The 10,541-nt window shown below is 65.6% G+C and carries 14 protein-coding genes; 11 read left to right on the top strand and 3 right to left on the bottom strand.

The window, feature by feature from the left end:
• Positions 1-4 precede the first annotated feature (4 nt).
• The 5 genes from U7114_RS19045 (at position 5) to U7114_RS19025 (ending at position 5,191) form a co-directional block, all read left to right on the top strand.
• Complete coding sequence (locus U7114_RS19045; protein ID WP_323058228.1) at positions 5-1,096, top strand: iron-siderophore ABC transporter substrate-binding protein; 1,092 nt, start codon at positions 5-7, stop codon at positions 1,094-1,096.
• Positions 1,097-1,121: 25 nt separating this feature from the next.
• Positions 1,122-2,213, top strand: a complete 1,092-nt coding sequence (locus U7114_RS19040; RefSeq protein ID WP_323058227.1) for a FecCD family ABC transporter permease — start codon at positions 1,122-1,124, stop codon at positions 2,211-2,213.
• A 65-nt stretch (positions 2,214-2,278) separates the two neighbouring features.
• A complete protein-coding gene (locus U7114_RS19035) occupies positions 2,279-3,322 on the top strand; it encodes a FecCD family ABC transporter permease (protein WP_416235572.1) in 1,044 nt (347 codons plus the stop codon).
• 1 nt (position 3,323) lies between these two features.
• Positions 3,324-4,139: an ABC transporter ATP-binding protein gene (locus U7114_RS19030; protein ID WP_323058226.1), complete on the top strand. Its 816-nt coding sequence runs from the start codon at positions 3,324-3,326 to the stop codon at positions 4,137-4,139.
• On the top strand, positions 4,136-5,191 hold the full coding sequence (locus U7114_RS19025) for a siderophore-interacting protein (RefSeq protein WP_323058225.1): 1,056 nt from the start codon (positions 4,136-4,138) through the stop codon (positions 5,189-5,191). Before U7114_RS19030 ends, U7114_RS19025 begins: the two co-directional genes overlap by 4 nt.
• A gap of 22 nt (positions 5,192-5,213) precedes the next feature.
• Here U7114_RS19025 and U7114_RS19020 read toward each other — a convergent pair whose 3' ends face one another.
• Positions 5,214-6,170: a glycoside hydrolase family 16 protein gene (locus tag U7114_RS19020; RefSeq protein WP_323058224.1), complete on the bottom strand. Its 957-nt coding sequence runs from the start codon at positions 6,168-6,170 to the stop codon at positions 5,214-5,216.
• Between the two features lie 340 nt (positions 6,171-6,510).
• Between U7114_RS19020 and U7114_RS19015 the strand changes: the two genes are divergently transcribed.
• Complete coding sequence (locus U7114_RS19015) at positions 6,511-7,356, top strand: SGNH/GDSL hydrolase family protein (protein WP_323058223.1); 846 nt, start codon at positions 6,511-6,513, stop codon at positions 7,354-7,356.
• Between the two features lie 41 nt (positions 7,357-7,397).
• Here the strand turns inward: U7114_RS19015 and U7114_RS19010 are convergent, their stop codons facing one another.
• Positions 7,398-7,685, bottom strand: coding sequence for a YciI family protein (locus U7114_RS19010; RefSeq protein WP_157240408.1), 288 nt, complete (start codon positions 7,683-7,685; stop codon positions 7,398-7,400).
• Between the two features lie 70 nt (positions 7,686-7,755).
• Between U7114_RS19010 and U7114_RS19005 the strand changes: the two genes are divergently transcribed.
• The 5 genes from U7114_RS19005 to rpsN all read left to right on the top strand — a co-directional run bounded on the left by U7114_RS19005 (position 7,756) and on the right by rpsN (position 10,014).
• Positions 7,756-8,235, top strand: coding sequence for a MarR family winged helix-turn-helix transcriptional regulator (locus U7114_RS19005; RefSeq protein ID WP_104999378.1), 480 nt, complete (start codon positions 7,756-7,758; stop codon positions 8,233-8,235).
• 52 nt (positions 8,236-8,287) lie between these two features.
• A complete protein-coding gene (locus tag U7114_RS19000; RefSeq protein ID WP_321214707.1) occupies positions 8,288-9,049 on the top strand; it encodes an SGNH/GDSL hydrolase family protein in 762 nt (253 codons plus the stop codon).
• A gap of 253 nt (positions 9,050-9,302) precedes the next feature.
• Positions 9,303-9,539: a 50S ribosomal protein L28 gene (gene rpmB, locus U7114_RS18995; RefSeq protein WP_013602738.1), complete on the top strand. Its 237-nt coding sequence runs from the start codon at positions 9,303-9,305 to the stop codon at positions 9,537-9,539.
• Positions 9,539-9,706: a 50S ribosomal protein L33 gene (gene rpmG, locus U7114_RS18990; protein WP_013602737.1), complete on the top strand. Its 168-nt coding sequence runs from the start codon at positions 9,539-9,541 to the stop codon at positions 9,704-9,706. Before rpmB ends, rpmG begins: the two co-directional genes overlap by 1 nt.
• A gap of 2 nt (positions 9,707-9,708) precedes the next feature.
• Positions 9,709-10,014, top strand: a complete 306-nt coding sequence (gene rpsN, locus U7114_RS18985; RefSeq protein WP_009358853.1) for a 30S ribosomal protein S14 — start codon at positions 9,709-9,711, stop codon at positions 10,012-10,014.
• 253 nt (positions 10,015-10,267) lie between these two features.
• Here the strand turns inward: rpsN and U7114_RS18980 are convergent.
• Positions 10,268-10,541, bottom strand: a 274-nt coding sequence (locus U7114_RS18980; RefSeq protein ID WP_323058222.1) for a hypothetical protein, incomplete at its 5' end; no start/stop codon positions are given.

Genomic DNA, 10,541 nt, shown 5'->3' with positions numbered 1-10,541 from the left:
TTCTGTGACTTCCCCCCTCTTCTCCGGGCCCGGCACCACCCGCCGCACGCTGTTCAAGTCAGCCGGCAAGGCCACCGCTGTCCTGGCCGCAGCGGCACTTACCCTCTCCGCCTGCTCAACAGGCCCCGCGTCCTCCACCCCGGACGCCGGGGCATCCAGCTCCAGCAGTGCGCAGTTCCCCGTCACCATCGAGCACGTGTACGGCAAGACCACCATCGAGAAGCAGCCCACCCGGGTAGCCACCGTTTCCTGGGTCAATGACGATGTAGCCATTGCCCTGGGCGTTGTCCCGGTGGGCGTTCCCAAGAACGAATGGGGCGGCAACGAGCAGGGCTCCACGCCCTGGAAGGACGCAGCCCTGGAGGAGCTTGGCGCCGGCTTCGGCTCGGACAAGGCCCCGGTCCAGTACTCCGAGGCGGACGGCATCAACTTCACCGAGATCGCCAAGCTCACCCCGGACGTCATCCTGGCCGCCTACTCCGGCCTCACCGAGGAGGACTACAAGAAACTGAGCGAGATCGCCCCGGTTGTGGCCCATCCGGAACTCGCATACGGAACTTCCTGGCAGGACTCCACCTCCATCATCGGCAAGGCACTTGGCAAGGACGCCGAGGCAACCAAGCTGATCTCCGACACCGAGGCCGCCATCAAGGACAAGGTTGCCGAGTACCCGCAGCTGGCCGGCAAGAGCTTCATCTACGGCAACCTCGAGCCGGCCAAGGGCGACGGCGTCAACGTCTACACCGCCATGGACAACCGCCCGCGCTTCCTCAGCGGGATCGGCATGAAGCTGGCCCCGATCGTTGAGGAGAAGTCCAAGGGTTCCAAGGAGTTCTTCCTCCCCTGGTCGGCTGAAAAGGCCAATGAGCTCGAATCGGACATCTTCGTGACCTGGGTGCCGGATGCAGCCACCGCTGACTCCATCAAGTCAGATCCCCTGCTGAGCCAGATCCCTGCCATCAAGAACGGCGCCCTGGTTGCTGATTCGGACAACACCCTGACGCTGTCCATCTCCGCTTCCTCCCCGCTGAGCCTGCCGTGGTCGCTGGATACGTTCCTGCCCCAGCTGGCCACCGCAGCGGATGCCGTGAAGTAAGCACCGCTCAGGTAGGAACAGATAAATGACGGACAGTACGACGACGGCGGCCCGCCAGGAGCCGGTGCCCGGCACCTTCGTGCCGGGCACGGGGCCTGCAGTACATGCCCCCGGCCGCACGTTTGGAGGGCCGCGCGCCGCCTGGCTGCTGGCCGCCGTCGTTGTACTGGCGCTGCTGGCCGGGGCCTCCCTGGCCATTGGCGCGCGGGGCCTTCCCCTCGCCACCGTGTGGCAGGCGCTCACCGCGTTTGATCCCGCCAACGGCGACCACGCCGTGGTCCACGCCCGCATTCCCCGCACCGTCCTTGGCCTGCTGGCCGGCGGTGCGCTGGGCCTTGCGGGCGCAGCCATGCAGGGCGTGGCCCGCAACCCGCTCGCGGACCCGGGCATTTTGGGTGTTAACGCCGGCGCGGCCCTGGCTGTGGTCACCGGCATCTATGTTTTCGGCGTCGGATCCCTCTCCGGCTATATCTGGTTCGCCTTCGTCGGGGCAGCAGCCGCCGCCGTCGTGGTGTACCTCATTGCTTCCCTGGGCCGGGACGGCGCCACCCCGGTGAAGCTCGCCCTGGCAGGCGCGGCACTGAATGCCGGCCTGTACTCGCTGATGAACGTCATCCTGGTCTCCAGCCAGGACACTTTGGACCGGTTCCGCTTCTGGCAGGTGGGCGGAATCGCCGGGCGCGACTGGTCCGCGGTGCTCTTCGGACTTCCATTCCTTGCCGCGGGGGCGCTCATTGTGCTGCTGACCGGCCGCATCCTCAACAGCCTGGCCCTCGGCGACGACATTGCCCGCGGCCTCGGCCAGCGCGTGGGACCGGCAAGGGCCGTCACGGCCCTCGGCATCGTGCTGCTGTGCGGCTCCGCCACTGCCCTTGCCGGACCCGTCGCCTTCGTGGGCCTGGTCATCCCGCATGCGGTCCGCTTCCTCACCGGCCCCGACTACCGCTGGATCCTGCCGTTCTCCCTGGTCCTTGCGCCGGCGCTGCTGCTGGGGGCCGACATCATCGGCCGCGTGGTCCTCCTGCCCGGCGAAGTCCCGGCCGGCATCATGACCGCCCTCGTCGGCGCGCCCGTCTTCGTCTGGCTGATTCGCCGCGGCAAGGGGGCCGGACTGTGAGCATCACCAAAACCCCCGTCGACCTGTCAGATACGGCTCCGACAACCGGCCTTAAGGGACCAGGACTGACAGGGCAACGCCGGGGACGGCTGCGGGTGAACCGGACCGCCGTCCTCGCCGCCGCCGTCGTAATCCTGTTCGCAGTGTCCGTGCTGCTGGGCAGCTACACCGTGACCATCCCGGACTTCTTCAAAATCCTCATCGGGCACCTGACAGGCGGGGAAAAGGTCCCCGGCGCCAGCTTCATCGTGATGGAGAACAAGCTGCCGCGGGCGGTCCTCGGCACCATGGTGGGCCTGGCGTTCGGCCTGGCCGGTGCCCTGTTCCAGACCATGCTGCGCAACCCGCTGGCCAGCCCGGACGTCATCGGCATCAGCTACGGCGCCAGCGCCGCCGCGGTGGCCGCCATCGTCATTTTCGGTGCGTCCGGTGCCGTGGTTTCCGGGGCAGCGCTTGCCGGCGCGCTCGGCGTCGCGGCGCTGATCTACGCCATCTCCAGCGGCACCATGGGCGGAACCGGCCGCGGTGATGCCGCCGGCAACCGGCTCATCCTGGCGGGTGTGGGCATCGCCGCCGCGCTGCATGCCGTGGTGAGCTTCCTGATGACCCGCGCAGACATCCGCACCGCAGCGGATGCCCTCGTCTGGCTCAACGGCTCCCTGAACTCCGCCAGCTGGGACCGGGCCGGGGTGCTGGCCCTTGCCCTCGCCGTCCTTATTCCCGCCGTTGCAGCCATCGCCGGGCCGCTGCGCATCCTGGAGCTCGGCCCCGATGCCGCCGCCGGCCTGGGCATCCGCGTCGGTGCCACCCGCCTCGCGCTGGTCACCATCGCTGTCTCGCTCGCGGCAGTGGCGACGGCGGCTGCCGGCCCGGTCTCGTTCGTCGCCTTCCTGGCCGGGCCCATCGCCCGGCGCTTTACCGGCAAGGCCAGCCTCCCGGCGTCGGCCCTGGTGGGCGCCCTCATTGTCCTCGCGGCAGACTACCTCGCCGCCAATCTTGCACCCCTGCTGCTGGACGGCACTGTCCTGCCGGTGGGCGTCATCACCGGTGCGCTCGGTGCCCCGTTCCTGCTGTGGCTCCTGGTCACGGCCAACCGAAAGGAAGCCTGACGTGGCAGTTCTCAACGCCAAGGACCTGACGCTGAAATATGACCAGCGCTGCGTGGTGGACGGGCTCAACGCCGAAATCCCGGAAGGCAAGGTGACCATGATCGTGGGTGCCAACGCCTGCGGGAAGTCCACCCTCCTCCGAGGCCTGTCCCGGCTCCTCAAACCTGCGGCCGGCACCGTCGCCCTGGACGGCAAGGACATCCACTCGCTGCCCGCCCGTCAACTGGCCCGCACCCTGGGCCTCCTCCCGCAGCACCCCACAGCCCCGGACGGCATCACCGTGAGGGACCTGGTGGGCCGCGGACGCTATCCGCACCAGGGCTTCTTCCGGAGCTGGAGCCCGCAGGATGAGGCTGCGGTGCAGCGCGCACTGGAAGCCACCGAAACGCTGGCCCTCGCCGGGCGGAACGTGGACGAACTCTCCGGCGGACAGCGGCAGCGGGCATGGATCGCCATGGCTTTGGCGCAGGAAACCGACGTGCTGCTCCTGGACGAGCCCACCACCTACCTGGACCTCGCGCACCAGGTGGAAGTCCTGGATCTTGTCACGGACCTGAACCGGCAGCGCGGCACCACCGTGGCCATCGTCCTGCATGACCTGAACCTGGCCGCCCGGTACGCGGACACCGTTATCGCCATGAAGGGCGGGGCCGTGGTGGCCGTCGGTTCCCCCGCCGAGGTGGTCACGGAGGGCCTGGTCCGCAATGTCTTTGGCCTCGAGTCCCGCGTTATCCCCGATCCCCTTTCCGGAACACCGCTGGTCATTCCCATCGGCCGCCACCACGTCCCCGCCAACGAACTGGAGCTCGTTTCATGAAAACCCGGGAAACTGCCGCCGCAAAGACGATGAACACCGAGCCCATGACCCTGGCGTTCGAAGTCACCGTGACATCGGTCCAGGAATTGAGCCCCAACTTCCGCAGGATCACGTTCGGCGGGTACTCGCTGCGGGACTTCGGCGTCCACGGCGACACCCTGGACCTCCGGATCAAGCTCATGATCCCGTCCCTCGCGGCGGACGGCAGCCCGCTGCCCCTCCCGGTGTTCGAAATGAGCTCCTCCGGCTGGTACCGCGAATGGCTCGCCATGGATCCTGCCGTCCGGGGCTCGATGCGGACGTACACGGTCCGGCAGTCGCGCCTCGACGCTGTGTACCCGGAAATCGACGTCGACTTCGTGATGCACTTTGACCACTGTGGCAACGGCGGGCCGGCCGCCAACTGGGCCCTCAACGCGAAGCCGGGCGACGCCATCACCATCATCGGGCCCAACAACAGGGCCGCGCACTGCGTCACCGCCGAGACCTACTCAGGCATCGAATGGCGCCCCGGACTGGCGCAGCGCATCCTGCTGGCCGGCGACGAAACAGCCGTCCCGGCCATCTCCGCCATCCTGGAAAGCCTGCCGGAATACATGACCGGGCACGCCTTCCTGGAAGTCCCCGAAGCCGGCGACTTCCTCGAACTGACCTCGCCGGCCGACATCGAAATCACCTGGCTGGCCCGGGGCGCCTCGATCGGCCGCTCCCGCCCGCACGGCGAGCTGCTCCAGCAGGCAGTGCGTTCGGCGGTTCCTGAGCCCGGCTGGGTTGGCATCAAAGCGTCCGACGGCGGCGCCGGCCCGGAGCCCGAAGACGTCAACGTGGATGTGGACATCCTCTGGGAGACCCCCGCGCGGATGGAGACTTCGGACATCCAAGCGAGCAAGAACCCCGACAGACCGGCCGGCGCCATGCCCTTCTACGCCTGGATCGCCGGGGAAGCCGCCGTCATCAAGGACATGCGCCGCTACCTGGTCCGTGACGTCGGAATCGACCGGAAACAGGTCGCGTTCATGGGCTACTGGCGCCAGGGCAAGGCCGAGCTGTAGCCTCAGCCGGAAAAGGGCTGCCTTACTTGTAGACGCGGACCCAATCGACCTGCATCTGCGATGGCTTGGTGGCGGAGCCGTCCGGGAACCAATCCAGCTGCACTGTCTGCTTCATTACGGTAGAGGGCTGGTGCGCCGGGTTCGTGTCCGTGAAGGTCTTTACTCCGTCGACGTATCCGCTGATGCCGTCCGGGGTCCACTCCACCGCGTAGTTGTGCCACTGCGTGCCATCGACAGGCGTCGCCGCTGTGGTCTGGAAATCCGCTCCACCACAGGCGTAGTGCAGGAAGAACCTCATGACGGAGGTGACTGAGCTGCCCTCGGCATAATCGATCTCGGCGCAGTTCGGGGCACTGTTGTTGTTGAGGATCAGGACCGGGTGGTATTTCGGGTCCCGCGCATTGGTTTTCATGCGCGTTTCCCAACGGCCATACCTTTGCTCCGCGAACTTTGCCGACATGCCTCCAGTGGTGCCGGCTGCGTCTCCGCTAACGGTGGCTACGCCGTTGGCAACGGACCAGGCCTGGGGGCTGCGCAGGCCTTTGCCTGCATGCCCTGCACTGTTATAGACACTCCATTTCGTCCGGTCCGGTGCGCCGGTGTAGGAGAATTCGTCGCCCGTCAGGACCGGGCCCCAACCGAAGGCGGTAGCTGCCTGCGCCCCGTCACCCGTCGTCGCGAGAGCCTGGCTGACCGGCTGGGCGGCCGCAGCCGCAGCCGCAGGCGCGGGTGCCGCGGCAGGCGCCGGCGCAGACGTGACCGGTGTCGCCTCGGTTGCCTCCTCCGCAGCTGGAGTCTGGCTGCTCGAAGCCGTGGCCGCCGGAGATGCTGTGGCCGTGTCAGTGGGGCCTGGAGTGGCAGGCGCGGACGCGCCGTCGGCCGAGGATGAGTCAGCCGCCCCGTTGGTCGTAGGGGCCGGGCCGCATCCTGTCAGGGACAAAGCACCCATGGTCATAACGATGGCTATTCTCTTGAACAAGATACCTCCGGGCTTAGGGCAGGAAGAAACGACTGATGCACTTGAGACGTTGACGAGTGCGGAAAGCATCTTTGGGCCCCCTTTGGCGGGGCCAGAGCTAGCAGGCGCCGAAGGGGCGCAGCGGGGTCCAGTGATCGGGCGCCCGGGGCCCTGCATTGGGGCCAGCCGCCCACGTTACCTGATCGTGACCATCGGTCGCAAAAATACGACAAGGACCAAGTAGCTGCTGATCGGGCCGATCCGGCCCGGCTCGCGGACCCTGCCGGCAGCTGTCGCCCTTCTGCACATCCTGTTGCTGTCCGTTTACCTTGGCGTCTCTTTGGGCGGTTACTTTCGTCGGATGGGTGCTAATCCTTTGCTTCCGGAGCTGGAGGGCCGGCGGGTATTCGTTGCCTTGGGCGATTCGTTTACCGAGGGCGTCGGGGACCGGGATGAGCGGCTGCCCAACGGGGTCCGGGGCTGGGCAGACCGGGTTGCGGAGAAACTGGCCAAGGCCCAGCCGGGTTGGCGGTACGCGAACCTGGCCATCCGGAGCAAACGCCTCCGGCAGATCATCAACGAGCAGCTGGAACCGGCACTGGCAATGAAGCCCGCCCTGGTAACGCTGTACGCGGGCGGCAATGACATCCTGGACCTGAAGACGGACATGGTGGCCCTCATGGCCGACTATGAAAACTTCGTGGCACAGCTGGCGGAGACCGGAGCTACTTTGGTGCTCTTTACCGGTTTCGACGTCAAGGTCTCAGCGCTGTTGGAACCGCTGAAGAAGCGCAACACCTTCTACAACCAGCGGGTTCGGGCGATTGCGGCAAAATATGGCGCAGTCCTGGTGGATTACTGGTCCCTCGATGCCTTCCATGACCGGCGGATGTGGGACTCGGACCGGCTCCACATGTCCAAGGCCGGGCACAAATACCTGGCAGGGCAGGTGCTGGACCGGCTGGGCGTGCCCCACAAGATCACGCCCAAGGACTGGGAACCGCCCTTACGGCCCAGTCTGCGGGAGTGGGAGCGGCAGCAGCGGCGCTGGATCCACGACTGGGTACTGCCGCTCTTCGGCCGCAAACTTCGCGGCGTCACCCTGGGGGACGAGCTCACCCCGCGGTGGCCGGAACCGGTGAAGGTGCCGCGGAAAGGCGGGCTGAAGAAGCTGGCGGCGAAGTCCTACTTCAGTGAAGCCAACTAGCGTCCCCGGCCTGAGCCTTAGGCCTCAGCTGTCCGGCAGATTTAGCTGTCCAGGAGGATTTCGTAGCCCGGCGCCACCCTTGCGGCGTGGAACTCCATGACTTCGAAGTCCGCAACGCCGTTCGTGTAGAACGGGTCCTGCTTCAGGCAGGCATCGAGGGTGGCGCGGTCCGCCTGGGAGAGCAGCAGGCCGCCCGTCCGCGGCACCTTGCGGCCTGCGGCAATAAAGACTCCGTCATCAAAGGCCTTCTGCAGCCAGGAAATGTGGCCCTCATTGTGGAAGTCCACGATGTCCTGCGGAACCCGGTAACTCAGGGAGACAACATACATGGCCCCAGCCTACCGGCCGCCACAGGACCTACTTGAAGGATCAACCAGTCCGCTCTCGTAGAATGAGGGAATGACCGAACCGCGCTGGCTCAACGCCGACGAACGCCGAGCCTGGCTGGCCCTGGTGAGCATCAATACCCTCCTGCCTGCGGCCTTGGACACCAAGCTCCACACAGCGGGAAAGCTTTCGCTTTTCGACTACACCGTCCTGGCCATGCTCTCCGAGGCGGAAGGCAGGTTCTTGCCCATGAGCGAACTCGCTGCCCGCAGCAGCGCGTCGTTGTCCCGGCTCTCGCACGTGGTGACCAAGCTGCAGAAGCGAGGCTGGGTGGAGCGGCGGCCGCATCCCCATGATGCCCGGGTCACCACCGCCCACCTCACCGACGAGGGGATGGCAACCATCGTGGGCCTTGCACCCGGCCATGTGGAGGACGTCCGTGACCTGTTCCTTGATGCCCTCACCGAGCAGGACGTCCTTGACCTGGCTCGGATCGGCGAAAAGGTAGTGGGCCGGCTGGATGCGGACCACTGGATCCTGAGGGAAAACTAGGGTCCCTCGCCCGCGGTTGGTTGCTTCCAACAACTGATGGCAAACTATCCGAATGGATTTCACAACCCGGTTCGTTGCCCTTGGCGACTCCTTCACGGAGGGTGTGGGCGACGACGATTCCACCCGCCCCAATGGTGTCCGCGGCTGGGCGGACCGCGTGGCCGAACAGCTGGGAGCCGCTGACCCCGCCTTCGGCTACGCCAACCTCGCCATCCGCGGGAGGAAGCTCCGCCACATCCTGGCTGAGCAGGTGGACGCCGCCGTGGAACTTAAACCCACCCTGGTGAGCATCTACGCGGGGGCCAACGACATCCTGCGCCCCAGGATCGACATCGATGACCTTTTGGTGGAGTACGACGACGCCATCGCCAAGCTGCGTGCCACCGGTGCCGCCGTGGTGATGTTCACGGGATTCGACGCGCGTGGCTCGAAGGTGTTCAGCACCATGCGTGGGCGCACGGCCATCTACAACGAACTGGTCCGCGGCATCGCCGGCGACCACGGCGCGCTGCTGGTGGACTACTGGCGCTTCAGCGAGTACTACGACTGGGGCATGTGGGCGCAGGACCGGATGCACATGTCCGCTGCCGGGCACGCCAACATGGCCAAGCGGGTGCTGGACGTCCTGGAGCACGACCACTCCATCGACATCCCGCCCATGACGCCCGTCCCCGAACTCAGCGGGCTGGACGCCATCCGGGCCAACGCCCGGTGGTTCCGCGAGTACGCCGGGCCGTGGGTGGTCCGCCGGGTCACCGGGAAGTCGTCCGGGGACGGCCTTAGGCCGAGGTACCCACAGCTCACGCACCTCTAACCCCGGGCCTGCTTATACACCCTCCAGCGCCGGATTGGTCTTTAATTGCGCGAACTCGTAGACTTGGTAGGCGCTAAGTGCGCGGAGCGTGCGCGATTGCTCCGGTTGCCCGGTAATTTCTCCAGGGTGGCCGGTAGTTAGGGGCTCAAGTTGCGTGACTAACCGTTGCCCTTCTTCATTTTTGGGTCGCCCTTAGCAGCATGGTCCAGCAGCAGATATGCGGATCATTACTTTCAATTCTTGAGGAGAAGTCATGGCAGCACACTGCCAAGTGACCGGAGCCGAGCCGGGCTTTGGGCACAGCATTTCGCACTCGCACCGCCGCAACAAGCGCCGGTTCGATCCGAACATTCAGAAGAAGCGCTACTGGGTTCCGTCCCTGCGCCGTAACGTCACGCTGCAGGTCTCTGCACGTGGCATCAAGACCATCGACGTACGCGGCATCGACGTAGTCGTCGCCCAGATTCTGGCTCGTGGGGTGAAGCTCTAGTGGCTAAGGACAAGGACGTACGTCCGATCATCAAGCTCAAGTCGACTGCGGGCACGGGTTACACCTACGTAACCCGCAAGAACCGTCGTAACGATCCGGACCGCATGGTCCTGAAGAAGTACGACCCCAAGATCCGCCAGCACGTCGAATTCCGAGAGGAGCGCTAAACATGGCTAAGAAGTCCAAGATTGCTCGCAACGAGCAGCGCAAGGTCATCGTGGAGCGTTACGCTGCAAAGCGCCTCGAGCTGAAGAAGACCCTGGTTGACGAAAACGCAACCGACGAAGCACGCGAAGCGGCCCGCCTGGGCCTGCAGAAGCTGCCCCGCAACGCGTCCCCGATCCGTCTGCGTAACCGCGACATCATCGACGGCCGCCCCCGCGGTACTTTCCAGAAGTTCGGCATCTCCCGTGTCCGCTTCCGCGACATGGCTCACAAGGGCGAACTCCCGGGCATCACCAAGTCTTCCTGGTAATCCAGCACTGCTGATACCAGCTGCTTGAAAAGGGCTGGCAACCTCACGGTTGCCGGCCCTTTTGCTGTTAAGGATTCTCCGGTTGGCGTCCTTCGATCCGGCGGCCAGGCACTGTGCTGGAGCACACAGGAACGGGATACGACGCCGGATGGGCTTCCGCGGGTGCCCGAGGGCCGTTTTGCCGCGGAAACACGGGGTTGAGAGCGCCTCGCCAGGGGGATTTGCGGAGGCCCCCGGGGAGGTGTATTGTTTTCTAAGTCGCCGCGAGGGAGACAGCGAAGAGCTGGTTACCGCGGGCGGCCAAACCCCCAAAATCAAGACCAAATTCTGGCAGGGCTTTCGAGCGCTCCTGAAGAGGTGGGGACGACTTCCCGCCGATGAGAATCCTGAAACACGGATTTGCATCGGAACGGAGAGTCGGGTAAGTTTGAAAAGTTGCTCCGGAGCGATCCACGGTGGTTTTTTGCTGGTGGTGGTGCCGGGTGTGTCTGTTGTTTGAGAACTCAATAGTGTGCCAAGTTTGTTGA

This window comes from Pseudarthrobacter sp. C1 (genome assembly GCF_034720455.1).
In the GTDB taxonomy this organism is placed as follows: domain Bacteria; phylum Actinomycetota; class Actinomycetes; order Actinomycetales; family Micrococcaceae; genus Arthrobacter.
Note: the sequence above shows the minus strand (reverse complement) of the source record. Positions and strands in the feature narration are given on the sequence as shown.